Origin of the sequence: Polyangium sorediatum, from assembly GCF_029946465.1 — a bacterium.
Taxonomy (GTDB): Bacteria; Myxococcota_A; Polyangia; order Polyangiales; family Polyangiaceae; genus Polyangium; species Polyangium fumosum.
Genome location: NZ_JARZHI010000001.1, coordinates 147,776 through 173,540, shown reverse-complemented (window position 1 = coordinate 173,540; position 25,765 = coordinate 147,776). Strand labels below are relative to the sequence as shown.

Annotated in this window: 19 protein-coding genes; 7 read left to right on the top strand and 12 right to left on the bottom strand. The window is 70.0% G+C overall.

Annotated elements, in window-relative coordinates; translation table 11 throughout:
* Positions 1-31 precede the first annotated feature (31 nt).
* Complete coding sequence (locus QHF89_RS00720) at positions 32-1,060, bottom strand: aldo/keto reductase (protein ID WP_136965172.1); 1,029 nt, start codon at positions 1,058-1,060, stop codon at positions 32-34.
* Positions 1,061-1,273: 213 nt separating this feature from the next.
* On the opposite strand from QHF89_RS00720, the gene QHF89_RS00715 reads away from it, so the two are divergent.
* Positions 1,274-3,694, top strand: a complete 2,421-nt coding sequence (locus QHF89_RS00715; protein ID WP_136965171.1) for a hypothetical protein — start codon at positions 1,274-1,276, stop codon at positions 3,692-3,694.
* Positions 3,695-3,701: 7 nt separating this feature from the next.
* On the opposite strand, the gene QHF89_RS00710 is transcribed toward QHF89_RS00715, so the two are convergent.
* From QHF89_RS00710 to QHF89_RS00685, 6 genes are all read right to left on the bottom strand, one after another.
* On the bottom strand, positions 3,702-5,360 hold the full coding sequence (locus QHF89_RS00710) for an FAD-dependent oxidoreductase (RefSeq protein ID WP_136965170.1): 1,659 nt from the start codon (positions 5,358-5,360) through the stop codon (positions 3,702-3,704).
* 28 nt (positions 5,361-5,388) lie between these two features.
* On the bottom strand, positions 5,389-6,603 hold the full coding sequence (locus tag QHF89_RS00705) for an aminotransferase class V-fold PLP-dependent enzyme (protein WP_136965169.1): 1,215 nt from the start codon (positions 6,601-6,603) through the stop codon (positions 5,389-5,391).
* Between the two features lie 14 nt (positions 6,604-6,617).
* Entirely contained in the window at positions 6,618-7,118 is a 501-nt protein-coding gene (locus QHF89_RS00700; RefSeq protein ID WP_136965168.1) for a hypothetical protein, read from the bottom strand.
* 17 nt (positions 7,119-7,135) lie between these two features.
* Positions 7,136-8,560 carry a reverse transcriptase family protein gene (locus QHF89_RS00695; protein ID WP_136965167.1) on the bottom strand — a complete coding sequence of 475 codons (1,425 nt, stop codon included), beginning with the start codon at positions 8,558-8,560 and terminating at the stop codon, positions 7,136-7,138.
* A gap of 74 nt (positions 8,561-8,634) precedes the next feature.
* On the bottom strand, positions 8,635-9,435 hold the full coding sequence (locus QHF89_RS00690; RefSeq protein WP_136965166.1) for an Rpn family recombination-promoting nuclease/putative transposase: 801 nt from the start codon (positions 9,433-9,435) through the stop codon (positions 8,635-8,637).
* 648 nt (positions 9,436-10,083) lie between these two features.
* The gene (locus tag QHF89_RS00685; protein WP_136965165.1) at positions 10,084-13,002 is read right to left on the bottom strand and encodes an aldo/keto reductase; all 2,919 of its coding nucleotides are present in this window, start codon (positions 13,000-13,002) and stop codon (positions 10,084-10,086) included.
* Between the two features lie 117 nt (positions 13,003-13,119).
* Here QHF89_RS00685 and QHF89_RS00680 point away from each other — a divergent pair, with 117 nt between their 5' ends.
* The gene (locus QHF89_RS00680; protein WP_136934108.1) at positions 13,120-13,893 is read left to right on the top strand and encodes a hypothetical protein; all 774 of its coding nucleotides are present in this window, start codon (positions 13,120-13,122) and stop codon (positions 13,891-13,893) included.
* 2 nt (positions 13,894-13,895) lie between these two features.
* On the opposite strand, the gene QHF89_RS00675 is transcribed toward QHF89_RS00680, so the two are convergent.
* Entirely contained in the window at positions 13,896-14,423 is a 528-nt protein-coding gene (locus QHF89_RS00675; protein WP_284719872.1) for a Uma2 family endonuclease, read from the bottom strand.
* 1 nt (position 14,424) lies between these two features.
* The gene (locus QHF89_RS00670) at positions 14,425-14,997 is read right to left on the bottom strand and encodes a Uma2 family endonuclease (protein WP_136965163.1); all 573 of its coding nucleotides are present in this window, start codon (positions 14,995-14,997) and stop codon (positions 14,425-14,427) included.
* 185 nt (positions 14,998-15,182) lie between these two features.
* On the opposite strand from QHF89_RS00670, the gene QHF89_RS00665 reads away from it, so the two are divergent.
* From QHF89_RS00665 to QHF89_RS00650, 4 genes are all read left to right on the top strand, one after another.
* Entirely contained in the window at positions 15,183-15,848 is a 666-nt protein-coding gene (locus QHF89_RS00665) for a hypothetical protein (protein WP_136965162.1), read from the top strand.
* Entirely contained in the window at positions 15,845-18,496 is a 2,652-nt protein-coding gene (locus QHF89_RS00660; RefSeq protein ID WP_136965161.1) for a tetratricopeptide repeat protein, read from the top strand. Before QHF89_RS00665 ends, QHF89_RS00660 begins: the two co-directional genes overlap by 4 nt.
* Positions 18,497-18,753: 257 nt before the next feature.
* On the top strand, positions 18,754-20,124 hold the full coding sequence (locus tag QHF89_RS00655; RefSeq protein ID WP_136965160.1) for a hypothetical protein: 1,371 nt from the start codon (positions 18,754-18,756) through the stop codon (positions 20,122-20,124).
* A gap of 62 nt (positions 20,125-20,186) precedes the next feature.
* Positions 20,187-21,047, top strand: coding sequence for a hypothetical protein (locus QHF89_RS00650; protein WP_136965159.1), 861 nt, complete (start codon positions 20,187-20,189; stop codon positions 21,045-21,047).
* Positions 21,048-21,517: 470 nt separating this feature from the next.
* Here the strand turns inward: QHF89_RS00650 and QHF89_RS00645 are convergent, their stop codons facing one another.
* A complete protein-coding gene (locus tag QHF89_RS00645) occupies positions 21,518-21,736 on the bottom strand; it encodes a hypothetical protein (RefSeq protein WP_284719871.1) in 219 nt (72 codons plus the stop codon).
* 357 nt (positions 21,737-22,093) lie between these two features.
* On the opposite strand from QHF89_RS00645, the gene QHF89_RS00640 reads away from it, so the two are divergent.
* Positions 22,094-22,726 (top strand): hypothetical protein, encoded by a 633-nt coding sequence (locus QHF89_RS00640; RefSeq protein ID WP_136965158.1) that lies wholly within the window; start codon positions 22,094-22,096, stop codon positions 22,724-22,726.
* Positions 22,727-22,810: 84 nt separating this feature from the next.
* Here QHF89_RS00640 and QHF89_RS00635 read toward each other — a convergent pair whose 3' ends face one another.
* Both QHF89_RS00635 and QHF89_RS00630 read right to left on the bottom strand, forming a co-directional pair.
* Entirely contained in the window at positions 22,811-23,923 is a 1,113-nt protein-coding gene (locus tag QHF89_RS00635; RefSeq protein ID WP_136965157.1) for a hypothetical protein, read from the bottom strand.
* A complete protein-coding gene (locus QHF89_RS00630; RefSeq protein WP_136965156.1) occupies positions 23,920-25,764 on the bottom strand; it encodes a HEAT repeat domain-containing protein in 1,845 nt (614 codons plus the stop codon). Before QHF89_RS00630 ends, QHF89_RS00635 begins: the two co-directional genes overlap by 4 nt.
* Position 25,765: the final 1 nt, after the last annotated feature.

Here is a 25,765-nt window from a genome sequence, read left to right as displayed (position 1 = left end):
CGGCCGCGGGGCCCGCCGGGGACCAACGGAGCTACCAGCGGCCCTGCTGCACGCGGCCGATCATCTCGTAGGGATAGCCGGGATCGAATGCGCTGGCCTCGTCGAGGCGCTTCATCTCCTCGGCCGAAAGGGCGAGCTCCGCGCCCGCGAGGCACGCGTCGAGCTGCTCGAGGGAGCGCGCGCCGAAGATCGCGCTCGTGACCGCGGGCTTTTGAACGAGCCACGCGAGCGAGACGGCGGCCTTCGTGGAATTGCGCTCCTTGGCAATGGCGGTGACGGCGTCGAGGATCCGCCAATTGCGCGGGGTATCGAACCCGGCGAGCTGGCTCTTCCACTTGTCGAGCCGCGTGCCCTCGGGCGAGGGCTGGTTTTTCTGGTACTTGCCGGTGAGGAACCCGCCCGCGAGCGGCGACCACGGCAAGATGCCGAGGCCGAATTTCTTGCAAAGCGGCACGTGCTCGCGCTCGAGCTCGCGCGAGACGAGGCTGTATTGCATCTGCAGCGAGACGAACGAGCTCACGTGCGAGGTGCGGCTCGTCCACAGGCTGTCGGTGAGCCGGTACGCCGCGTAATTGCTGGCCCCGATGTAGAGGACTTTGCCTTGACGCACGATGTCGTCGAGCGCGCGGAGCGTCTCCTCCTCGGGCGTGTCGTTGTCCTGCATGTGGATCTGGTACAGGTCGATTCGATCGGTGCGCAGGCGCCGGAGGCTGTCCTCGACGCAGCGCATGATGCGATAACGCGAGGCGCCCGTGCCGTTCGGGCCGTCGCCCATACGAAAGCGGAATTTCGTGGCGAGGACCGTGCGCTCACGGTGCTTGCCCTGCACGAGCCAGTTCCCGATGACACGCTCGGAGAGGCCGTCCTGCCCGTAGACGTCGGCCGTGTCGATGAAGTTCACGCCGCGATCGAGCGCGCGGCTCAGGATCGCGTGCGCCGTGGGCTCGTCACAGCCCACCTTGTGCATGAACGATTTCTCGTCGGCCTCGCCGAACGTCATGGCGCCGAGGCAGAGGGTGGAGACCTTGACGCCGCTATTTCCGAGGGTGCGGTATTCCATGGTTCCTCTCGCGTGGTTTATGGGCGTCCGAGTCTAGCGGCGCGGGTGCCGCTGTCGACCCCCGCGAGCCGCGTGGTACCGTCTGCCTCACCACCTCCACGCGACCGCTCCTCGCCGCGTTCGAAGCGGCGCGCGGCGCGTCGTTCCCGTCCTCCTGCTCGTAAGCTCCCGGCCATTGACGCGCGGCCTCCGTGCGGCTTACCTGCCGGGCCCATGAAACGTCGATTCTCCCGTTCTCGGCTGCCCTTCGTCTCTCTCCTCGTCCCCCTCGCGCTCGCCTCGGGCTGCTCGGTGGGCGGCAATCCAACGTCGAGCGCAAGCGGCGGCCAGGGTGGCGAGGGCGGCGAAGGCGGCTGGGGCGGGCCTGGAGGCTCGGGCGGCACGGCCGGAATGGGGGGCACGGGTGGCACGGGTGGCACCGGCGGCGTCGGCGGAACGGGCGGCGCAGGTGGCGCCGGGGGAATGGGCGGCGCAGGTGGCGTCGGAGGAATGGGCGGCGCAGGCGGCACCGGGGGCGGGAGCGTGTGTACGCCCGGGGAGATCGATGCGTGTTATTCGGGCCCGCCGGGCACGCAAATCGTGGGCCTGTGCAAAGCGGGGCTCAAGACGTGCCTCGGCGACGGGAGCGGATATGGCCCGTGTATCGGCGAGGTCGTGCCCGTGCCCGAGTCATGCCAGACGATGGGCGACGACGATTGCGACGGGCTCTCGAACGAGGAGGGCTGCGCCTGCGCGCCCGGCGCGACGGCGCCTTGTTACACCGGGCCGGAGGGCACGCTCGACAAGGGGGTGTGCAAGGCGGGGACGCAGATCTGCAATGCCGAGGGCACGGCGTACGGGGCCTGCGTCGGGCAGGTGTTACCGGCGACCGAGACGTGCCTTTCTCCGGAGGACGAGGATTGCGACGGGCTCATCAACGAGAGCGGCGTCGGCTGCGTCTGCAACCCGGGCTCCACGACGGTTTGTTATACCGGACCGGGCGGGACGCTGGGCGTCGGGATCTGCAAAGGGGGCACGCAGACGTGTAATGCCGACGGGACGGCGTACGGGGCCTGCGTCGGGCAGGTCCTGCCCGCAATCGAGACGTGCGCGACGCCGGAGGACGACGACTGCGACGGGCTCGTCAACGAGAGCGGCGCGGGCTGCGTCTGCAACCCGGGCTCCACGACGGTTTGTTATACTGGACCGGGCGGGACGTTGGGCGTCGGGATCTGCAAGGCGGGCACGCAGACGTGCAATGCGCAGGGCTCGGCGTACGGGCCCTGCATGGGCGAGGTGCTGCCCCAGGCCGAGAATTGCATGACGCCCGAGGACGAGAGCTGCACCGGGCCCGTGGGCGACATGTGCGGCGCGACCGAGTGGATCCGGGCGTTCGGCGATGCGCTCGATCAGGACATCCTCGACGTCGCCACGGATGCGCAGGGCAACGTGATCGTCGTGGGGCAGTTCGTCGGAACGATCGACCTCGGCGGAGGACCGCTCAGCTCCCCCAACGGGGTGCACGACATCCTCGTGGCCAAATACGACCCACTGGGCAATCACGTCTGGAGCCGTCGGTTCGGCGCGAACGGCACCGACGGGGCGCGCAGCGTGGCCGTCGATGGCGCGGGAAACATCGTCGTGACGGGGGTCTTCCAGTCGACGGTGGATTTCGGCGGGGGGCCGCACGTGAGTGTCAATGGAACGAGCGACGTGTTCGTGCTGAAGCTCAATCCGGCGGGCGCATTCGTGTGGAGCCGGGCGTACGGGGCCGCGGGCGGCGACGAAGGCTCGGCGGTGGCCGTGGATCCGGCGGGCAACGTGATCGTGGCGGGCCATTTTCGCAACACGATCAATTTCGGCGTCGGCACGCTGACGGCGGTGGGGCTCGACGACCTCTTCGTGCTGAAGCTCGATTCGGCGGGGAATCACGTCTGGAGCAGGAGCTACGGCGACGCGAACAGCGAGGGGATGCGCGGCGTCGCCACGGACGCGAGCGGCGCCGTGTATTTCACGGGCTTCTTCGAGGGAATGGTCAGTTTTGGCGGATTCGTCGTCATCAGCGCGGGCAATCAGGACGCGATGCTGGCCAAGCTCACGGCTGCGGGGCAACTTCAATGGGTCCGTGGCATCGGCGGGATCGGCAATCAGATCGGCAACGGCGTCACCGTGGACAACGCGGGCAACGTGATCGTGACCGGCGCGACCGCCGGCACGGTCAATTACGGCGGCGGAGACGTGGCGACCGCGGGTAGCAACGACATTTTCGTCGCCAAGTACACCGGCGCGGGTGTGTACCAGTGGGCCAAGCACTTCGGGGACGCCGGCGACCAGGTCGGCTTCGCCGTCGCGACGGACGCGCAAGCCAACGTCGTGCTCGCGGGCCGGATGACGGGCTCGGTGAACTTCGGCGGCGCCACGCCGATCGCGAGCCTGGGCGGCAACGATGCATTCGTCACGAAGCTCGACGCCCTGGGCGCGCACGTGTGGAGCCGCCGCGCGGGGGATACGCTCGAACAATGGGGCCGCACCGTGGCCGTGGACGGGTCGGGCAATGTGCTCGTCGCGGGGCGCTTCCAGGGCACGATGAACCTCGGCGGCCCCGTCACGAGCGCGGGCGGGAACGACGCCTACGTCGCCAAGCTTTTGCCCTGACCCGCGATCAGGCCATGACGCCGAGGTGGACCGCCACCTCGCCCACCGCCGTGTACGCGGCTCCGACGGCATTCTCGAACGCGGGGAGGCCGTCGGAGTCGTGGCAGGCGAAGCTGATCTTGCCGAGCGGCTGTTTGGACGAGAGGCGCGCCGCGCCGAAGACGAAGCCTTTTTCGGCCGCGAGCATGGCGTGCCCCCAGCGATAGAGGTCGACGCCGGTGACACTCGCGCGCACGCCGGGCACGACCTTTTCCAGGTCCGCGAGGATGCGCTCCTCGTACTCCTCGAACGGCTTCGTTTGCAGCTCGACGCGCGCCGTCGGCCCGAAGAGGGGGCAATAACAGGAGAGCACGTTCGGCCGGTCGAGCGGCGCCGCCGCGGGATCGGCGAGGCTTGTCCAGTCGGCCACGATGAAGTCCGTGAAGAAAAAATCGCCGTGGACCCAGTTGTCGAAGCCGAGGTTCGGCGGCGTCTTGTTCACGTACACGGCCGCGACGATGTAAGGCGTGTACCGATACTCTTTCGCCTCGTCACGCCCCGCCGCGCCGAGCTCGGGCACGACGTGCTTGGCGATGTACCGGTTCGCCGCGTAAATCGCGGTCTTGGCGCGGATCGTCGTGATCGCGCCGTCGATCATGTAGGACACCAGCACCTCGTCGCCCTCGTTCTTCACGCGGAGGACGAACGCGCCGGTCTTGATGCGATCGGCGCCGATCTTCTCGGCGAGCATCAGCGCGAGGTACGCATTGCCGCCGGGCTGCGAGAGGACGGGGCCGAATTCGGAGCCGAGAAAGCCGATCGCCGCCCAGGCGGAGACCTTGTCGTGGGTCGTGCCGAGCGCGGAGCGGACGTACGGATCGAAGAACGCGCTGACCTCCGGGGCCCAGCCCTTCGAGGCGACGTATTCGGAGAGCGTGAGGTTATCGAGGCCGCGGACCTCGGGATCCGTGGTGGAGTTGTCCGTCGGCGTGTCGAATCCGAACTTCTGGTCCTGGCCCTCGTAGCCGTACCAGTCGATCATGTCCTGGCGGAAAGCCTTGAGGTCGGCGATCACGTTCGGCGGATAAGGCAGGGCGTCCATGCCCTCCTCCCAGGCGTCCTCGTACCATTGGCCGTTGAACCAATCGCCGTTCGCCGGGCCCTTGACGATGTATTTCTCGTCGACGATGGGCCCCCCGTCCATGTCGTAGCCCGTGATGATGCCGAGGTCCTCGTACGTCTCGTTGAGGTTGTCGTTGTAGGGAAAGACGGTGTACGCGGCGGCCTGGCCGTGGGTGCGCTCCGGATCGCCGCCCTTTTTGGCGACGCCGCCGACGGGATCCTCTTTTTCGAGGAGCAGGAGGTTCGTGACGCCGATCTTCTGCAATTTGCGCGCTGCGACGAGGCCACTGATGCCGCCGCCGATGATCACGCAATCGTAAGGATCGCCCGAGGCGGCAGGCAATTCGAACGCCTTTCCGTCGCGGACCTCGTGGCAAATCGTGAAGACGTCGCCCTTGTACTGCGGGCTCGGGGGCGGGGTGCCCGTGCCCCCTTCGTCGCTGCACCCCGCGCCGAGGCCGCCGAGGAGGATCCCGGAGGCGCCGACGAGCAGGCCATTGAGAAAGTCACGGCGACGAATGCCAGGGGTCAGCGTCGTGAGAGGCTTCGGGTTCTTGAATTTCATGGGCACCTCCTAAGGATTCGGGAGGCGCTCAAGATACCCCTTCGGCCCGCAGCGCGTCTACGAGGCGCGCGTACTCTTCGGGGTCGTTGTAGATTTGCGCCGAGATCCTGAGGACGCGGCCCCGCGGGGGCGGAAAAGGGATGATGGGGACCTCGATACCGTGGCGCGAAAAGAGCGCCTCCTGCAAAGGGTCGAGGAAAAGCGGGGGCGCAGGCGGGTCGCCCGCGGCCTCCGGGAGCCGGACGGTGGCGAGCGAGCCGATCATCGATGCGGGCGCGGGCGGCGGCGCGCCGAGGGCCTCGCACAAGCGCTCCCGCGCGGCCAGGGCCGTCCGCCGGTTGTGCTCGGCGAGCGCAGGCGCGCCGCCCGGCAGGAGCGAAGCGAGGAAACGAATGGCCTCGGGGAGGGCGAGGTACGGCGTGGGATCGTGCGTGCCGGTCCAGTCGAATTCGAGCCGGAAACGCGAGAGGTCCGTCCGAGGGCTGTTCGCGCCGTGGCTGATCGAGAGCGGGCGAATGTGCGCCTGTTTGTCGGGGCGCACGTGGAGGAACGCCGCTCCCTTGGGGGCGCACATCCATTTGTGGCAATTGCCCGTGTAATAAGCGGCGCCGAGCGCGCGGAGGTCGAGCGGGACCATGCCGGGGGCGTGCGCGCCGTCGACGAGCGTATCGACGCCGCGGCGGGCGAGCTCGGGGACGATACGCTCCACGGGGAAGACGAGGCCGGTCTGGCTCGTGACGTGATCGACGAGGGCGAGGCGGGTGCGCGGCCCCGTGCCATCGAGGACGGCCTGGACGACGTCGTCGGGGGAGTCGAGGGGGAAAGGGACGGCGGCGACGACGACGCGGGCGCCGGCGCGGGCGGCCGCGTGTTCGAGGGCATTGCGGCAGGCGTTGTATTCGTGGTTCGTCGTGACGAGTTCGTCGCCGGGGCGGAGGTCGAGCGAGCGGAGGACCGTATTGACGCCGGCCGTCGCGTTGGGGACGAATGCGAGGTCCGCGGCGCCCGCGCCGACGAAGTCCGCGAGGGCCTGAAGGGCCGCATCGAGGAGCGGTTCGAGCTCGCGGACGAAAAAACGCACGGGCTCGCGCTCCATCTGCGCGCGCAATCGATCCTGCGCCTCGCGGACGCGCAAGGGGCAGGCGCCGAAGGAGCCGTGGTTGAGGAAGGTGATCGCGGGGTCGAGATCCCAGAGCGGCCGGACACGGGCGGCGTGGGAGGGAGGGTATACGTGGATGGACATCGGGGTGCGCCGTATCAGCGACCGAGCGCAAACATGATCACACCGAGGATGATGAGAGCGTACAGGCCGAGGAGCACGACCGTCATGACCCCGACGAACGCCCAGAACTCGCGCTGACGCTCGATCGCGGTCGCGATGAAATCAAGGCGCCCGTCGGCCGCGAGGACCTGATTGATGCTATCGCGATACCGGAAAAGGCGCGTGCCAATGACGGCGTAGAGGATCGCGAGGATGAGGTACACGAGGAAGGCGACGGCCCCGACTTCGCCGAGCGCCCGCGACATCGGGGACGAGGTCATCGCGTAGAGACCAAAGACCACGAGCCCGACGGCGCCGAGGTAGCTCAGCGTGCCGAACAGGGTGATCCAGGGCCGCGTCTTCTGGAGCGAAAAGACGATCGCGTCGATGGCCGGGTCGTGCGGCGGGTCGTCTTCGGATTTCTTTTTCTTGGGGCGCTTCGTGGTCTTTGTCTCCTTGGGCGCCTCGTACGGATTCAGCTCTTCGGTGCTCGACACGATCCCCTACCCTCCCTTCACTTCGACAGAATCTCCTCGACCTCGCGCTGCCATTTCGCGCCGAGCTCGGGGTGAACCATGCGCACGTAGGCCGCGTATCCGCGCAGCCACGCCGGAAAGTCGGGTTTGCCCCGGGCCTGCGAGGCCACGCCGTGCCGGCGGCAGTTGCTCAGGATGGCCTTGAAGCGCCTTCGCTCCTCGCGCGGGATGGACGGCTTCTGGTCGACGACGAGGCCCGTCACGCGCTGGCGATTGCCCTTGCGCATGATGCGGCGCTTCTTGACGTTCTCGGCGAAGCCCTCCTGCTGGAGGATCGCATTGACCCACCACAGGAAACGCCCGAGGCGCGCGGGCGGGTCGCGGAAGGAGAACGTGAGGTCGTCCGCGTACCGGGTATACGTCGCGCCGGTCTTCCGGGCGAGGGCGTCGAGGCGCGCGTCGAGGCGACGGCAGACGAGGTTCGCGAGGGCCGGCGAGGTGGGCGCGCCCTGCGGCAATGCGCCCGGCCACACCACAGTGCCGTCCGGCAGCTTGGCGCGGTGGGTCGTGAGGCCGGCGAGCGTGGTGGCGACCTTCTCGTCGTAATGACGCAAGAAGAAGCCGAGGACGCGGCGGTAATGGACCGTGGGGAAGAAGTCCTCGATGTCGATACGCACGACGACGGCGGCGCCGACGTGAGGGGTTGCATTCGTGAGCGTGGAGCGCTCCTCGATGAAGCCGTGGGCCGCGGGGTGGACGGGGAGCTTTTCGAGGATCTCGCGCAGGATGGCGCGCTGGACGCCCTTCAGGCGGACGCGGGGCGCGGAGATCTTCCGGAGGCCGCCGGTGCGCTTGGGAATCTCGAACTCGACATATCCGCTCCCCTTGCCGGTGCCCGGGCGCATGAGGGCGGGCAGGACGCCGGTCTTGACGCCGACGAGCTTGGCCACGTCCGCGCGGCTCTTGAGCTCGGGGACATCGAACTTCGGCGGGGTCCGGGTCGCCGTCGCGCCGCGGCGGAAGACATATTGGGACCGAAAGAGCCCGAAGATCCAGCCCGTGGGATTCCAGCCGCCGCGCGCGGTGGGGCTCGCGAACCGCGGCGCGGAGGCGCGCCGGTCAGGCGGCGCGACATCGGCGAGGCCGAGCGTCTTGACGGCAGCGCGCGCGGCCCCCGCGACGGTGTTGTCGGCATCCTTGACCATGCGGCGGAGGTGCTGCGCCGCGTTTCCCCGGGCGAAGATGAGCGGGACGATGCGGACCCCCCGCAGCCGCTCGCGCGGATCCTCGCTGCGCAGGAGCTTGCCCACGGGCTCGACGAAGGCGCGACCCGCGTAAAACCGCGCGACCTCGTATTCCGCGAGGTTCTGGTGTCGTTCGAGCAGCTCGGCGACGCGCTCGAAGTTCGCGTCGGGATCGGCGAGCAGAGGCTTGAGCTCGAGGAGGAGGCCGACAAGGCTCATGGCGGCGCATCCTACCAGGGATGGGGGGAGATTTTTAAGGGGGGAACGGGGGATCGGCGTCAGGAGCAGCGCGCTCAGCGTTTGCGGCTTCGAGGTTGCGAGGCCCTGCGCGCAGGGGCCTTTCGAGCGGGCTTCGGCGCGGCGGGGGGTTCGGTGCCGAGGACCTCGGCGAGCGTGGCGGCGGTGAGAATCCGGTCCGTCATGCGGTCGAGCGCCTCGATCGAGGCCACGTCGAGGGTCTCCAGGGCGGAGGCGGGGAGCTCGCCGAAGCGGAGCGCGAGTTGGCGCACGAGGACGTCGCGGCGACCCTCGCGCTTGCTCTGCTCGATCCCCCGTTCGAACCCCTTCAGCTCGAGCCGCTCGCCTGCGTAGAAGATCTGATCGAACACGCTGTCGCCCCCAACTTTTCGCACCCCGAACCGTGGCACGTATGCGAGCACCTCCGAAGCCGCCGCGTCGACATCGACGATCTCCTCGAATCGCCGCGCGGCCCGCCATCCAGTCTTGCTGTGGTGCAAGACGACCGGGACGATCACCGGCAGCTTCTTCGAGCGCGGGTGCTCGTCCCGGTACGACTGCCAGATTTGCACCATGTACTCGAGCAGCCGCAAGAGCAGCCACGCGTCCACGTAACTTTGATGCTCCCAAAGTACGTAGATGAAGGCATCGCGGTTCGCGATCCTGGCAGAAAACAGCAGATCGCTCCGATGCGCGTCGAGCTCTGGGTCCACGAAATGGCCGGGCGAGAGCGTGAGCGTCGCGAAATCGACCTTCCGGGCGAGCGCCGGCGGGAGCATCGTGCGGAGCGCGGGGCCCGCGTGCTCCGGATTCGAGAAGACGTACTGGAAGAGCGCGTCGTGCGGGTTGTCGGTCATGCGGCGAAGGTCGAGCGTACCGGGTAAAACCCCAGCGTCCAGCCGGAAATGGCGACCCGTTTTTATGGGACACTCGTAGTATCGCGGAAAACTCGGTGAACCGTCGTTCGAAGACACCGACCCCCGCCTCCAGAACAGCAGGCCGCCCCCTCCCCTGTCCTGCCCGCGCGCCCAACAAGGGGCAAGCGGCGCGCCGAGGCGCGGCGAACCAAGGAGAGCCTCGCAGAGACGGCGGGCGGCTGACCTGGGTCAGAAAAGGCTCCCGGAGACCACGCCACTTGCTCGGCAGAGGCGTTGACAAGACCTACAGCTGCAAGCTGTATCGCCCCGCAGGGCGGTCTCGTGACGCATCATTCTTTCATGGGGTACAGGTCGCAGCCGCGACGTGACATCGCGGGATGATAGCTGGCTGCTCGTGTCCCCGGGAGCCGTCCCCATGGGAGCACATTTTCCCGGCCCGGGGAAGGTCGGAAAGCAATGCTCACGGGAGGCGTCGCCACCTGCTCGGCAGAGGCGTACGGGGACGAAAAGCCCTGCGGGGCGGTCCCCGTGACGCTTCATTCTCCATGGGGAGTCGTTCGCAGCCGCGACGTGACATCGCGGGGTGATAGCTGGCTGCTCGCGCCTCCCGTGAGCGAGGCGATGACATCACATCTTGGGCTCGGGCGGAAGGGCCTCGTCAGGGCGCGTGGTGTCTTCTTCGAGCAAAGCGCGCAGCCGGTCGCGCGGGCCGCCCGGCGCGCGGCGGACCAGGGCGTCGAAACGTCGCGTCTCGGCACGGATGCGCTCGCCGTGGGCGCGGAGCGCGGGGAGCGCGTCCTCGGGCAAGGTCGGGCGCGCGAGGACGGTGAGGTTTTCGACGAGCTCGCGGTGGCTGCGCGGCGCCGTGAGCGTGGCGCTCACGCCGGGCTGGGTGAGCGAGTATCGGTAGCAATCGGGGGCGGTCGGGAGCTGGGCCTCCGGGCCGTCACCAGCCGCGGGGCGGAGCAGGCGGCCATAGGACGTGGCCGTGAACGTGAGGATGCCCGTGCCGCGGGCGAGGGCCTCGGGGAGGAGCTGGGTTTCGGCGCCGGGGTGAGCGGCGCTATGGCGGGTCATCACGACGGGCCAGGGGCGCTTCTGGAGCGCCCCGACAGCGACGGCGCGGTCGTGCGTGGAGAAGCCGAATGCGCGCAGCTTGCCTTCGTCGCGCAGGCGCGCGAGGGCGTCGTAATCGTCATCGGCGAGGCGATCCGGGGAGCGGACCCAAAAAAGGAGGAAGACGTCGATCCAGTCGATACGCAAGCGCGCGAGCGTGCGCTCGACGTCGGCGCGGAGGGCGTCGGGGCCCGAATGGTAGGTGCCGGCGACGAGGACGAGGCGATCCCGTCCGGCCCGGCGCGACCGCAGGAAACGTGTGAGCTCGTGATAACGCGGCTCCCAGAAGAAGGCATTGACCCCGGCATCACGCGCATCGGCGAAGCTCGACGCCACGAGGCCGTGCGCGCCCGAGACCACGAGCGGGGATACAAAAAGCCCGGTCGTGCCGAGGGGGCGCAAGGGGACGCCTTCGGGCCGCGTGGCCGCCGGAGCGCGTTTGCGCGGCGGCTCCGCAGCCGGGGGCGAGGCCGGGCGGTGCTGGACGAGGGAGGGCTGCTTGGCAAACGCCTCGTCCGGGAGCACGAGCGTCAGGGCTTCGAGGTGCGCCTTCACGAGCGCCCCCTCGGCGCCGGGCGAAAGCGCCGCGACGAGCCGCGCGAGGGCCCGATCGTCGCCGTCACGGAGCAGCCAGGTATAGGCCGAGGTGCGCACGGCCTCGTCGGGCTCGGGTTTTGACGGATCGAGGAGCCCGAGGAGCCGGTCTTCCAGGTCGACGACGCCTTCGAGGGCGCTCGCGGCGGCGGCGCGGACCATCGGGGTGCGGTCCTGGGAGAGGCGGAGCAGGGCGCGGAGCGCTTCGGGGTGGAGCGGGTCGTCCGCGGGGGCGAGGAGGTCGGCGGCGCGGGCGCGGAGGAACGGGTCGGGCGCGAGGGCAGAGGCGAGGGCCGCGGCCCGGACGTCGTCGGGCGCGAGGGCCTCGTGGTGGCGGAAGACGAGCATCATCGCCTGGCGGCGGACCCCGGGGTCGGGGTCGCTGACGACGGCGGAGAGCGCGGCGACCGGGTCCTGGACGGCGGCGCGAATCCAGGGGTCCTCGTCGGCGAGGGCGCGGACGCCTTCGGCCGGCGGGAGGTCGCCCGAGGCGGCGCGGGCGGCGAGGGCGATCGCGCGGGTCGCGGGGTCGGCGTCGGCCACGGCGCGGGCGAGGAGGGGGTCGTCGCCGAGAAGGGCGGCGGCTTCGGCGACGGCGCGGCGTTCGCGGGCGGCGACGGCGCGGGGGGCGGACGCGAGCAGGGCCTCGGCCCACGCCGCAAGGATCCGCGGCGATCCGGGGCGATGTTCCCAGCCGGCGAGCGCGGCCGCGCGGACGTCCTCGTCCGGATCGTCGAGCGCGCCGAGCACGATCGGGAGCGAACGCTGATCCCGAAGGAGCCCCGTCACCGCGGCCGCGCGCAGTGCCGGCGGGCCGCTCTTTGCCAGCCCGCGCACCCGCTCCAGATCCTCGGCGCTGCCCCGCACCGCGAGCACCTCCGCGGCCCAGGCGAGCGCGCCGGGGGACGTCGGATCCGCCGCGAGGACACGCTGCGCGAGCGGGAGATCCTCCCTGCTGCCGAGCCGATCGAGCACGGCGCGCACCTCGGCGGCGGCGTGGGGGACGCGGGGCTCGTCGAGCCATCGCAGGGCGAGGAGGAAGGCGTCGGGATCGTTTCGTTCGCGCAGCCGGCGACGTGCGAGGGCGCGCAAGGCCGCGTGGGGATCGCCGAGCCAGGCGACGAGGGCGGCGGCGGGCACGGCCGCGGGATCGACTTTCTCCAGGCGCGCGGTGACGACGGCGGGGTCCTCGTCGGCGAGGCCTTCGGAGAGGAGCACGGGCAGCGATGCCGTCGCGGCGGGCGTCGCGGCGGCGCCGGACCACGCAGCGCCCAGGTAATGCGCCGCGGAGGAGACGGTCCCGGTCGGATCGTTCGCGGCGGCGTGGGCGACGGCGTCCCGCACGTCGGAATCGTCCTCGCCGAGCACCACGAGCGCTTGCACGGCGGCGTGCCGGACGCGCCAAAAGGGGTCTGCGAGGGACGCGACGAGCAGCGGCAGCGCGTCCTTGCCCCCGGCCGCGGCTGCGGCGCGCACGGCGGATCGACGCACCCACCACACGGGCTCCTTGCGGATGGCGCGGGCCGCGTGGGGCAAGACGTCGGGGGATTCGAGCCGGGCGAGCGCGCGGTAGGCGCGGTCGCGCACGGAGGGCATCGGGTCTTCGAGCGCCTCGACGAAGGCGGACGCGAAGCGACGGCTGCGCACTTCGCCGAGCTTCTGCGCGGCCGCGGCGCGGACGTCGGCGTCCTCGTCGCCGAGCATGGCCTGGCGGAGGGCGAAGCGGGCGGGGAGCGGGCGGGGGTCGATCGTCGCGGCGGCGTCGCGCCGGACCTCGGCGTCCTCGTCGAGGAGGCGGACGAGCGCGGAGAGGTTTGCGAGGGAAGAGCGGTCCACGGGTCGGCTCCGAGCGGGACGGCAAAGCCGCGCGAATGTCAAGCGGCGCGGCGCTTCCCGGCTTGCCGGGCTCGTTCGCTCCCGATTACCCTCGCGGCCACTCGGAGGGAGGTGCGCATGTCGAAGGTCAGCGAACAGGTGCAGAATCAGATCCGCGTCAGCGACAAGGTCGTCGCCTCGGCCCGCGCGCACGGAGCCGCGGTCGCAGAGATCCTCGCGGCGCGGTCGCAGGAGGTCCAAGGGCCCCTCACGAAAGCGACGAAGGCATCGTACTTTGCGATCTTCGAGGCGCTCGCGGACGGCCTTTCGCGGGCCGCGGCGGAGCTCGGCAAAGCGGAGGAGGATCTTGCCGCCGAGCGGGCCGACGACATCCCCGTGCGCGCCTCCCGCGACGCGGCGGCAGCGGCGCTCGCGATGCTGCTCGGCCTCTTGCGCCGGACGATCGAGGACCACATGGGGGCCGCGGCGCTCGCGACGTATGGCCTTTCGACCGAATCACCGCGCGTGCCGGCCAAGCTGCTCCAGTACACGAAGACGGTGGCGCGTCTGCTCGGAGAGCAACCGGCGGTCGTGGTCTCGCCGCTCGGCTCGACGTTCGATACGGCGGTGGCGCTGCAATCGGTGAACAAGCAATCGGGCCAGCTCGAAGCGGCGGTGGGGGACGACCACCGCGAGGCGCGCGAGCTGGAGACGGCGCTCGCAGCGCGGGATCGGGCGGCGGCGGCGTGGTCGGATGCGTATCAGGGGACGGCGTCGACGCTGGAGGGGCTGTACCGATTGGCCGGGTATCGCGATCTCGCGGAGAAGGTGCGGCCGACGCAGCGGAAGCTGCGCGGGGAGGATGAGGGGGCGGAGCTCGAAGGGACGGAGCCGGCGCCGAAGGAGGGGTGAGGTCAGGCGTCCGCGGGGAGCCAGAGGTCGGAGAGCGGGAGCTCGATCGCGTCGAAGGGCTCGATGCGGACGCAATCGTCGTCGCCCCACGTGCCGAGCTCGTGCCAGCGACCGTTTCGAAGGCGATGGGCCGTGAGCACGTGGGCCTCGGGGTCGACGTGCCAGAGCCATGTGACGCCGTGTTTCGCGTAAAACGGTTTCTTGATGCGCTGATCGTAGTTGCGGGTGTTCGGCGCGAGGATCTCGCAGACCCAGTCGGGCGAGATCGTGACGTCGTCCGGCAGACGGGGCAATCGCTCGCGGCGCCATCCGGCGAGATCCGGCACGACGTTCGGGGAATCGGGCAACGTGATGCCCGGGCTGACGAGAATCCACCAACCGCCCGGGCCACGCCAGCCGCTGTCGAAGGGGCTGCTCAGGTGCCCGCCGAGGACCGTCGCGGTCCGCATGTGGGCGGGCCACGGATGCGGCTGGGTATAGACCACGCCGTCCAGGACCTCGCGTCGCTCGTTCGGCGATGGGATTTCCACGTCAGCCACTCACGGGCAACCAGAGATCGGACAGATCGAGCTCGATCGCGTCGAACGGCTCGATCCGCGCGCGGTCGTCGTTCCCCCACGTGCCGATGTACACCCAGCGGCCGTTTTCCAGGCGATACGCCAGGAGCACACGCGCTTCGGGATCGATGAACCACAACCATCGAACGCCGTGTTTCGCGTAAAACGGTTGCTTGACGCGCTGGTCATAGCCACGCGTGCTCGGGGAGAAGATCTCGCAGACCCAGTCGGGCACGATCTTGATGGACTCGTTGCTCGGCAGCTCGGGCATCCGTTCGCGGCGCCAGCCCGCCAGATCCGGGATGACCGCGGGCGAGTCGGGCAGGTCGATCTGCGGCTCCGGGAGGATCCACCAGCCACCGGGGCCGCCGATGCCACGACGGAACGGAGGGCCGAGCTGCTCTTGCATGCTCGCCGTCCCGAGGACGTGTCGAGGCAGCGGCTGGGGCTGCGTGTACAGCACCCCATCCAGGATCTCCCCCTTCACGTTCGGCGGGAGCGCCAGGAGGTCCTCGTACGTCGCACGTTTCCGCGCAGCATCGGCCATGCCATGAGCCTGCCCGAGCCCACGCCGCGCCGCAAGCCGTCAAGGTCGCTGGAAAACGCCTTCGCGCCGGCCGCGAGGGCAGTCCACGGCCAAGCGCCCAGCCGCAACATTCCCAGCCCGCAGGAATCCGTCCGCAGCTTGCCGCTTGGCTGGCAGCACGAACGCGATGGTGATAACTTTTGGCCGTGATCCTTGCCTTGGGAACTCATCGGAAGGTCCTCCTCCCGCTGGCCTTGTGCCTCGTCGCCTGCAGCGGGGAGGATGATTCCGATGCGGCCGGCGCGGCGCAATTCTCCGTATTCACCGGCCGACTGGAGACCGCGGACGCGGTCGTGGGCCTGGCCGTGTCGGATCGGGGCGACGTGGAGGCCTACGTCTGCGGGGGCGCCGCGACCTTCGCGACCCATTCCCGCTGGTTCGTCGGCTCGCTCTCGTCGGGCTCCGCGTCGCTCGAAGCCGAGGGCCTCCGGCTCGACCTGACGGTGCAGGGAGAGGCGACGGACATCACCCTCACCGCGCTCGATGGGGCCGTGCACTCGACCCTGGTCGCGCGGGCCGGGGCCGGGAGTCGCTCGGCCCTGTTCGAATCGCCCACCGACGCCAGTTGCCGCTGGGGCGTGGTGATGCTGGACGACGGCGGGGCAGAGCCGGACATCTTCGGCACCTGGTGTAGCCAGACCGGGTCGATGTACGGAGACCCTCCCGGTGAGGCGACCGAGGTCTTCGCGCAGGTCACCCCGGTGGAGCCAGTCGACTTCGGCAACACGCTCCTGCCGGTGGTCGCGAACACACCCACCGGCGAACAATACTTCGAGGTTCGCCGGATCAGCGATCGTCGTGCCGCCCCGTGAGCACAGCCGTCCGCGGCTTCGACATTCCCCGGCCGGAGCTGCTCACCCCGTTCGTCGGGCGTGAGGCCGACCTCGAGCGTGTCCACGCGCTGTTTCGCTCGAAGCGCCTGGTCACGTTGTGGGGGCCGGCCGGCATCGGCAAGACACGCCTGGCGGTCGAATACGCGTGCCGCGAGGCTGGCGAGTCCTTGTTCGTCGATCTCTCCAGCGCGCGCAGCGTGGGGACGGTGTGCGAGACGGTCGCAAGGGCGCTCGATGTCGTCTTGCCCGACGGGCGCGAATCCGACCAGGCCTCCGTGCGACTCGGGCGCGCCCTGGCCGCGCGAGGGCCGCTCCTCCTGGTGCTCGACAACTTCGAGCGGATCGCTCCGCTCGCCGTCGAGACCGTAGGTCGCTGGCTCGTGGAGGCGCCGGAGGTTCGGCTCCTCGTGTGCTCCCGCGAGCGACTCCGGCTCCGCGGCGAGGGGATCCTGGAGCTCGGCCCGCTCAGCCTCCCCGGGGACGCCGAGCTCGCCGCGTCGGAAGCGGGGAAGCTCTTCCTGCTCAAGGCGCGGGCCGAGGACGACTCCTTCGAGCTGACCGACGAGAACGCCCCCCGCATCGCGGAGCTGGTCCAGAAGCTCGAAGGCATCCCGCTGGCCATCGAGCTGGCCGCCGTGCGGCTGCCCCTGCTCGGCGTGGAGGGGCTTATCTCCCGGCTGGGCAAGCGGCTCGACGTCCTCGCCGGCGGCTTTCGAGACGCCGAGCCGCGCCAGGCCACGCTGCGCGCGGCGCTGGAGTGGTCCTGGGACCTCCTGACGCAGGAGGACCAGCGCGCGCTCGTCGAGTGCGCGCTTTTTCCAGGGGCCTTCTCGCTGTCCTCGGCGGAGGCGGTGCTGAGCGCCAAAGACGTGCTCGGCCGGATCGATTCTCTGCGGGAGAAATCGCTGCTCCGGGTGCTCGGCTCGGGGAAGCTCGGCCTCTTCGAGTGCGTGCGCGAGCTTGCGGACGAGCACGCCGCGGAGGTCGACCCTGGGCTCCGCGCGGAGGCGCGCCACACGGAGCACTTCCTCGGCCTGGCCAGCGAAAGGCACGAGCAGAGCCCGGACGACCCCCTGGAGGCCGAGCTGCGAGACAACGTGGTGGCGGCGCTGAAACGCGAGCTCGACCGGCTGGAGCAGGTGCCGAGCCGAGAGCGCCGGCCGACCGCGGGCCTCGCGCCCGAACGCGCCGGCCGGGCGCTGCTCGCGATCGAACCGGCGCTGGCCCGCCGGGGGCCGGCGGACCTCTTGCTCGAGCTGCTGGAACGGACGCTGCACATCGCGCCCGACATCCCCCCGGGGCTCTCCGCACCGCTGCTCGCGGCCCGGGGCCGCGCCGCGCAGGTGCGAGGTCGCACGGACGAGGCGCGCGCCCGGTTCGATCAAGGAATCAAGCTGGCGAAGGCCTCCGGCCTGTCCGCCATCCAGGCTGCGATCGTCACGGACCTGGGCGTGCTCCACCACGAGCAGCGCGAGCTCTCCCAGGCGCGCGCCTGTTATGACCTCGCCATGTCGCTCTTGGCCGGCCAGAGGGACCGGCGTGCGGAGGGCCGGCTGCTGGCCAACCTCGGGGCGCTGCTGCATGACCTCCGCCAGTACGAGGCCGCCAGGGAGCGCTATCAGGACGCGCTCCGCGTGCTCGGCGACGCGGGCGTGGTGCGGCTCCAGGGCATCGTGCAGGTCAACGTGGGTGTGCTGGAGCAGGAGCAGGGCGACCTGAGCACCGCGCTCGCGCATTACGAGGTCGGCCTGCGCCTCCTGGAGCGGGCCGGGGATCGGCGCCTGGAGGCGATCGCCCTCGGCAACCTGGGTACGCTCCAGCACGAGCGCAGCCAACTGGCGTCCGCACGGAGTTATCATGAGCGCGCCCTTCTGGCGCTCCGCACCACCGGGGATGTCCGCTCCGAAGCGCTGGCCCGTGGCAGGCTGGCGATGGTGCTCGCAGCGCTCGGGGACAGCGCCGCGTCCCGCGGGCTCCTCGCGGAGGCGGAGCTCGCGGTCACGAGCCGTGGAGACGCGCTCGCAGCCGCGTTCGTGGATCTGGCCTGGGGTGCGGCGGAGCTGTCCGCCGCCGAGGCGCTGGAGGCGCGAGATCCGCAGGGCGGAAGGGCGCTCCTCCAGCACGTGCGGCAGCGAATGGAGCGCGCGCACCGCGCCTCGGCGACGGGAGGTCCGTCGCCGGCCGAGCTCTCGGACGACGTGCGTATCGGCCTCCGGATCCTGAGCGCCGCGCTGGGTCGCCTGTCGGCCGAGGCCGCCGAGGCCGCCGAGGAGCTGTCCGCCGACGCGCTGGTGATCGCGCCGAGCGCGGGCCGCTATCGGCCCCCCGGCGGAGAGTGGGAAGATCTGCACCAGCATCCCGTCCTGCGCCGCCTCCTGTTCGCGCTGGTCGAGCAGCGCGGCGCGCGGCCCGGCGTGGGGCTCTCCCTGGAGGAGATCCAGCGGGCGGTCTGGCCGGGCGAGCGCATTCAAGTCGACGCCGCGGCCAACCGCATCTATGTGGCGGTCTCCAAGCTGCGGCGTCGCGGGTTGCGAGACTTCTTGCGGAGCCAGGACGACGGCTACGCCCTGGATCCCCACCTCGAAGTGCAGCGCTTCGACGGCGCGACGCCGGGCAGCGACCCGTGAGGCGTCGGCGGATCGAGAGCGACGCTGCGGACGCCACGAGATCATCGGCGTCCGCGGCCTGGAGCCAGGCGATGTCCTTGGGGCGGCTCTTCAAGCCGAGCTTCTGAATGCCGTGGGCGCTCGCGCCGCTCGATAGCCCATGGCCGCCCCTCACCCCCCAAGCCCGTCTCCGCGCGGCGGACGTCGTGCGCTGGGCTGGTTGACCTTCCCCTCCGACGACAAGTACGCTCGCTCGCCATCCATCGAGGGGGCCGGCGATGCTTCGTCGTGTGTTCGTCGGGTGTGTGGTTGCGGTGATGGTGCTCTTGTGCCGGATGCCGGGGGCCTTCGCGCAGACGCCTGTGGAGGTTTGCTGGAAGCCGTCGGGCTTGCCGCCGGGTGTGAATACGTTCGCGGTGATCGAGGAGAAGACGGGCGGAGCGCTGGTCATTCTGCATGCGCATGAATTCTGGAAACAGGCCGAGCGCCGGGTCGTGCTCCGGTACAATCCGAACCTCGGGCCGGAGAGCCTCGCGCGAATCCCATCAAAAGCCCGTCCGCCGGGATGCACGCCCCCGCCTCCGAAGAAGCCGGAGGCGCCCGCCGCGAAGGCACCGGCGCCCGCTGCGCCACCCGCGCCGCCGCCGAAGGAGACGCCCAAAGAGGAGAAGAAAGCGGACGCGGCGGAGAGCGTCGAAGAGCGTGTCGAGGAGCGTCGGGCTCCGGAGCGAAAGGAGGAGCCGCCGAAGGTATCGCGAGAGAGCATCTTGCCGCGGGAGGGCGTTTTACGGCAGGAGAGCGTCTTGCCGAAGCGGGACGAGGTGCATCCGCCGAAGTGCGTGGACGCGGAGTGCTCGCACGTGGATCGCGGAGGCGCATTGCCGGAGCTTCAGCATAGGCACGGGCGACCGCTGGTGAGCGTGGTCCCGTGCGAGCAGACGAAGGAGGGTTGCAAGGGAAAGGGGGACGGGACCGGCAAAGGCAAAGCCCTGACCCCGCTCGAACGAATCGTCCGCGAGCTGGCGATAGCGTCGGCGATGCTGAATGGCGAGTTCAACCACGACCTCGCGCGGAAGGACGGCAAGCGGTTCGGTATCATCGGGGGCGATGACGAGGACGGGGTCGACAACGCCGTCGTGCAGGCCGCGGCGGCGATCACGCAGATCGCCTCCGGTGTGCTCATCGGCCAGGCGGAGAAGTTCGCGAAGAAGCTGGAGGAGGCTTGCGCGAAGAAGGCGTCGATCCTTCTGCAGGGGGCCGAGGAGGTCTCGAAGGAGACGGCCGAACTCCTGGCGAAGCAATACGGGAGGGCGATCGCGGAGGCCCTGGAGCAGAACGGCGCGATAGGTCCCTACAAGACGATGCGCGAGTTCACGCGGGGCCTGGAGGGGGACTTCCAGGCGCATCACATCCTGGAGAAGGCGATGGGGCGGGACTTGCGAATCACGAAAGAGCTTGACAACATCCCGTCCGTGATCTTGACGAAGGAGCATCACAAGAAGATCACGGATGCGCTCGACGAGGCCAGGAAGCAAATGGTCAGGCAGAATGGGAATCTGACACCGCAGGGTCTTTGGAAAGTGTATAAAAGGGTATACAAGGCGCACCCGCACTGGCTGGATGCGATCAGGCCATACTTCAGCCCCTGAAACTTTGCCATTGCGGGAGATGCACCAGAGTGAGAACCGAGGTTACGGTATGGTTCGACGGAATGGATCTATTGGGCGATCCACGTACCATTCTTCAAGCCATCGGCTGCGGGCCGGACGTCGCGAACATCGCCGAGGCTCCGGTCCTGGATGTATTGCACATTTATGTAACGCTCGACGAAACGGATGAGCGGCTCCCCAAACTCCTGGCGCTCCTTGAGGAGCACGGCGCCGACGGGTGGGATATCCGCAGGGACCGCTTCACCGATGAGGAGCTCGAAGCGGCGCCGCTGCTCATCATGTCGTACGACATCAATGCCCGAGTCTTCGGCGGGCCGCGAATGGGCACGACGTACGACATGTCCGACGCGTGCAAGCGTTGCGGCGCCGGGGCGCGGCAGACGTCCGCGATGATCATCGACGTCGAAGACCTCCACAAACTCGAAGGCCGGCGCGCGGCCACGACCCCCTATGACGACGTACTCGTCGACGAAAACCTGGCTGCCGTGCTCGCGGAGAGCGGCGCGACGGGGCTCTCGTTCCGCGGCGTGTTCACGGCGTTCGAGAAGCGGGGGCACATGCAGCTTCCGTGGCGTCAGCTCTGCGCCACGCACACGATGCCGCCGATGTCTCCACGTTCAACCGGGATCGTACCCGACGACCTCTGCTGTTGCGGAAGGAGCGGCTTCGACACGCCCACGGAGATCCCCACCCGCCTCGTCTACCGCGCCGCAGATTTCACAGAGATCCGCGATATCAACGTGACCTGGGAATGGTTCGGCGATACTCACTACGAAGGCGACGTGGGCGATGCCCTGTTCGCATATCCCAGGTTCCTCGTCACACCCAAGGTCCGCCGCATCTTCCTCGACGCAGGCGTCACCGGCTTCCACTGGCTCCCGATCCACATCGTCGACGAATAGGCCGGAGCCCTGCGGGCCCGTCCCGCCCGCACCCTTACGACCCACCTCCCTCCATCGATCTGCGAGAGCCCGCCGGACAAGGAATCGGCGCCCCAGGACCCGCGCTCGAAGGACATGGTTTTGCCGAAGGAAGGGGTCCTCCACAAGGAGGGCGTATTGCCCCCGCGTGATGAGGTGCATCCGCCGAAGTGCGTCGATGAATCCTGTACGCTGGTGGATCGGGGTGGGGCGCTGCCGGAGCACGCATTTCGGTCGGGGTCGCCGGTGGTGAGCGCTGGGCGCTGTCAGGACACGAAACAGGGGTGCACCGGGAAGGGTGACGGGACGGGCAAAGGCAAGGCCCTGAAGGGAAACCTCTCCCGCGATAAGAGCGCGCGCGATGCGCAGCGCGGAATGCACACAATTTCGTAAGATAAAATGATCAGATACCGTCGTCGGAGCTTTCAAGCGCGGTCGACGTGGCAGAGCCGTCATCGCCGCTTGGCAAGCTCGCGGCGCACCTTCGCCACCTCGCGCGCGGGCATCCTGCGGACCAGCTCGGCGACGCGTGCCCACGCATCGTCCTCCGGAAAGGTCAACAGGTAGAGCGGCGAAAGGCAGAGCGCGTGCGCGATGCGGAAAATCGTCGGCACCACGCCCCCTTCCACGTCCGCCGCCTCCCGAACGGCGGCGTCCTCCTCGCCACGCACCCCTACCGCCTCCTGGGAATCCGGACCTGACGCAGGCAGCCGGTCCGTCGACCCCCAAGCCCGGTCCATCGACCCCCAAGCCCGGTCCGTCGACCCCCAAGCCCGGTCCGTCGACCCCCAAGCCCGGTCGGTACGGTCAGGCGAATCACGGGCGGCAAGAAAACCGCGGGGGATCGACGGCGAACCCGGCGGGCACGTTTCCATCCCGCGGGAAGAGAAGTTCCAGGCGACGTCCTCGTCGAAAGACGCACGCGCCGATGATGGCGCTGCTCGCGCAAGCGAACGAGGAGGCGCGTCTCCTCGTCGCGCTCCGCGCTGGCCGTGAAAAGAACCAAGTCCCCATCCCGGAGGATCCCCATGAAACACATCGAATACGAGGTCTTGTACCGCCTTCTCACCCGCGCCGCCGAGATCGCCGCCGAACCGGCGATGCACCCCAGCGTGGTGACCGTGTACGAGAACGTCCTCCAATCGCCCGCGCAGGCATTTCGCAAGGCCCACGTCGACCTGCTCGCGGCCGAGTCCGTGCGCGCCAGGAAGCGGGACGAGTCCGGCATGGCGCTCGATGCCCTCGACGGTCATTACAAGGTCGCCAGGTCCGTGCTCCTCGCCTTCGCGCCGCACACCGTGTTACCGGATACGCTGAAGGCCCAGAATACGGACACCGACAAGGTCAACGCCGCCACGCGCCTCTTCGACACGCTCGGCCAATATGCAGGGAATGTGTGGGCAGACGAGCTCCTCGCGGGGCCCTTCGGGGCGCTCACGCAGGAGATGGTGAAGGAGCACGACGAGGCGGTCGCGGCCGAAATGGCGCTCGCCAAGGCCCGCGCGAACCGGCAAGAGGCGTGCAGCCTCGCGTACGAGAAGTTGCTCGCCTACAAACGCGTCGTGCGGGACGCGCTCGGAGCGACCTCGAAGCAATACAGGCGCATTCATCTGCTCCGCGGGAGCGCGAAAGAGGATGCCGCAGTCGACTCGACGCCGTAATGCCCGGCGGAGGGGCTTCGCCCCAGGCCCCAGCAGGGGGCTGTCCGCCCCCGGGCGGGGTCCGGGGCAGCGCCCCGGGTCCCGTCAGCGCGGGCGCGCGGCGGGATGCATCCGCATCGAGCGGCCTTGCGATGGGCTGAATCCGACCGCCGTCGCCTGCGCTGGATGGGAATGCATGAGGTTGTCCGGTCCGGTGTCCTCGAGCTGGTCCGTGAGGCCGTCCTCTTCGACCGCGTGATAGAGGCCGAGATAGTGGCCGAGCTCGTGCGCGAGGAAATGAGCCTGCGCACGGGCGGGGAGGTCGAGGGGGCCCGGCCCGCCCGCAAAACAATCGAGGCCGGGCATGAAGACGGCGTCGGCGGGGCCGGCGCCGCCCGGAATCCTCGGCGTGTATCCGTGTACGGCGCTGGGCGGGCCGAAGATCGGGTCGTCGTAGAGAAGGCACCCGCCGAAGACGACATCCACGGTCGTCTCCGCCCTCGGCGGGGCGTCTGCGATCAACGCCGAGAGGGCCGCGGGGTCCCCGGCGTGAAAGCGGACGTCCGCGGGCAGCACGTCGAGCGCGTGGACCTCGACGAGCCGCGGGAGGAGGCCGCCCGAGGCGAGCTCCTGCCCGAGGTGTGCGATCAGCGCCTCCTGGCGGTCCTCGTCGCCGAACAGGATCGAGCTCTTCGTGACGAGGAAGCGCAGGTCGATCGTCGCCTGATCCGGTATCGCCTCGATGCGCTGCGCCGCGACCCGCAGCGTCGGGCGGTCGTCCGGCGCCGCGAGCGGGGTCAGGGTCACGCAGTCGACCCGCGCGAAGCGGAGCGAGAGGCCGGTCTCCGGCTCGAAACGTCCCGCCTCGGCCGGAAGGAGGAAGACGCCGGCGGTGGCGGCGACCGACGTCCGCAGCTCGCAATCGCGGCAGAATGCGCCCGCGCGGAGCCCGTCGACCCCCACGCGGCCTTCGCCGTCGACGGCCGAGCTGAGCTGGAAGCACACGCCGGGGTCCGTGGTGGCGCGAAGCGCGATCCCCGCGCAGGGCGCCTGCGCGGGGATCACCAGGTCGCCGGTCTCGCCATCGCCCTGGAACGGCGTCGTGAAGGCCTCGACCCAGGCCGACACGACGGCGTCGGGAGCTTCCGGCGCGTGCGAGGAGCAACCGGCGAGCAGCGCCGCCAGCGCGACACCGGCGAACGCTGCCCGCGGGCTCATCGCAGCGCCGCCGCGGGCACGAAGGTGCCGATGAGCTGCATCAGCCGAGCGCTCGTCTCCCGGTGGAACTGCGCCACCAGGTGGCCGCGCGCTTCGGGCCGCGTACGAGACGCGGCGCCGAGCCACGTGATGATCGCGGCCCGCTCCGGGATCGACGTGCTCGCCGCGAGCTTGTCCGCCATCAGCGCGACCGCGTCGGCCGTGGGCGACCCGCGCAAGGCCCCCACGATCGCGGTGCGGACGGCGGGATCCGTCTCCTCGCGGAGACGATCCAAGAGGCGCGGCCCGGCCTCGACGGGATCCAGGCGCCCCAGCGCTTCGGCCGCGTGCTGCCGCGTCGTTGCGCTCTCCGCGCCGAGCTGCGCGTCGAGCTCGTCGGCGAAGGCCGGATCGCCGCTGTTGCCCATGGCGTCGAGGACGAGCCGGGCCTTGCCCTCGTCCGCGGCGGCCGAGAGCTCCTGGTCGAGCGAGGCGTGGACGTACGACTTGAGCTCGTCGTCGTCGCCGCTCCGCCGGGCCATGCCGCCGAGGCCGAGCAAGCTGACGTTCGCGACCATGTCGTCGCGGTCGTCCTGCGCCTGCGCGAGGAGCAGCTCGGCCGTATCCCGCGTGGGCGCGCCAAGGCCGGACAGGGCGGACGCGGCCCGGGCGCGGTCGACGGCGCGCAGGCGCCTGTCCACGAGCACGTCCGAGAGGGCACCCCGCGCAGCCTCGGTGCCCGAGAGTTCGAGCCCGAGGAACAGCGCGGGCCGGGCCGCGTCGTGGATGTCGCCCGCCCGCAGCGCGGCGACCAGGCGTTGCGCTCCCTCGGGGTGCGCCGCGAGCCATGCCGCGAGCTCACGCGCGGCCGCGTAGCTCGGGTCCCCGGGCCCGCGGAAGTGCGCGAGGAACGCCTGGAGCGCCTCCTCGTAGGACAGCTTCGCCCTCCGGTCATCGACGTGCGGGCCGCGTGCGACATCGAGGGCGAAGGCGTCGCGGAAGTCGGCGTCGCCCGGCGCGAGGGCGCGCACCGCGACGAAGCGCGCGTCGTCGCGCCTCATACGGAAGCGCTGGAGCAGGTCCGCCTGCACCTGGCCCTGCACGAGGATCTGGACGCGTTCGAGGCCGGACGTCGACGCGAGCCACTGCGGATCGTCGAGGTCGAAGCTCGCGGTGGCCTCCGAGGCGACCACCACGACCGACAAGCCCAGGGCGTCGGCGTGCGCTTTGCCGTCGTACGTGGCCTTGCGCCGCTTCATGCGCAGCGCCGCGCCCGGCGCCTCGGACACGTCCTCGTAGTTCGCCTCGAAGGAGCCCATTCCATCCGACTGGGACGCGCTCCAGCGCCGCGTCCCGAGCGCCACGGGCAGCTCGAACTCGTGGGTCCGGAGGAGCGACTGCACGAACTGCCGGCGGCGCGCGTCCCAGTCCCGCGCGAAGCCGAAGCCGACGAAACGACACGAGGCGTCCATCTCGACGAAGAAGGGGTCCGTGAGGGATCCCTTCACGTGCTCCTCCGGCAGCGTCAGCTCCTGGGAGTGCGAGACGTCGCTGAGCGCGGCGCGGAGCCGATACCGCGTCGCCGAGAGCTGCTCGACCGCCTCCACGCTCAGCGTCGCGCGGAGGTGGTCCTCTTCGTCGCCGCGCACGTCGCGGACCGTGGACGCGAGCGTGAACGCCGCCGTCTCGCCGGGCGAAAACCGACACTGCGGGGCGACGGAAGCCACGCGCGTGGCCTCCGTCTCCTTGGCAGGCGCGCCCGAAGCCGCCTGTCGCCGCAGGCCGAACGTGATCCCGAGGATCGAGACGGCGGCGAGCGTCACCGCGACGGCCGCCGTCTTTTTGCGTTCGATCTTCGCCATG

Coding starts and splice junctions, on each gene's coding strand:
- QHF89_RS00680 (WP_136934108.1), top strand. CDS start 13,120: ATGTCGAAGGTCAGCGAACAGGTGCAGAATCAGATCCGCGTCAGCGAC.
- QHF89_RS00710 (WP_136965170.1), bottom strand. CDS start 5,360: ATGAAATTCAAGAACCCGAAGCCTCTCACGACGCTGACCCCTGGCATT.
- QHF89_RS00690 (WP_136965166.1), bottom strand. CDS start 9,435: ATGACCGACAACCCGCACGACGCGCTCTTCCAGTACGTCTTCTCGAAT.
- QHF89_RS00715 (WP_136965171.1), top strand. CDS start 1,274: ATGAAACGTCGATTCTCCCGTTCTCGGCTGCCCTTCGTCTCTCTCCTC.
- QHF89_RS00705 (WP_136965169.1), bottom strand. CDS start 6,603: ATGTCCATCCACGTATACCCTCCCTCCCACGCCGCCCGTGTCCGGCCG.
- QHF89_RS00635 (WP_136965157.1), bottom strand. CDS start 23,923: ATGAGCCCGCGGGCAGCGTTCGCCGGTGTCGCGCTGGCGGCGCTGCTC.
- QHF89_RS00640 (WP_136965158.1), top strand. CDS start 22,094: ATGAAACACATCGAATACGAGGTCTTGTACCGCCTTCTCACCCGCGCC.
- QHF89_RS00655 (WP_136965160.1), top strand. CDS start 18,754: ATGCTTCGTCGTGTGTTCGTCGGGTGTGTGGTTGCGGTGATGGTGCTC.
- QHF89_RS00670 (WP_136965163.1), bottom strand. CDS start 14,997: ATGGCCGATGCTGCGCGGAAACGTGCGACGTACGAGGACCTCCTGGCG.
- QHF89_RS00695 (WP_136965167.1), bottom strand. CDS start 8,560: ATGAGCCTTGTCGGCCTCCTCCTCGAGCTCAAGCCTCTGCTCGCCGAT.
- QHF89_RS00630 (WP_136965156.1), bottom strand. CDS start 25,764: ATGGCGAAGATCGAACGCAAAAAGACGGCGGCCGTCGCGGTGACGCTC.
- QHF89_RS00650 (WP_136965159.1), top strand. CDS start 20,187: ATGGATCTATTGGGCGATCCACGTACCATTCTTCAAGCCATCGGCTGC.
- QHF89_RS00720 (WP_136965172.1), bottom strand. CDS start 1,060: ATGGAATACCGCACCCTCGGAAATAGCGGCGTCAAGGTCTCCACCCTC.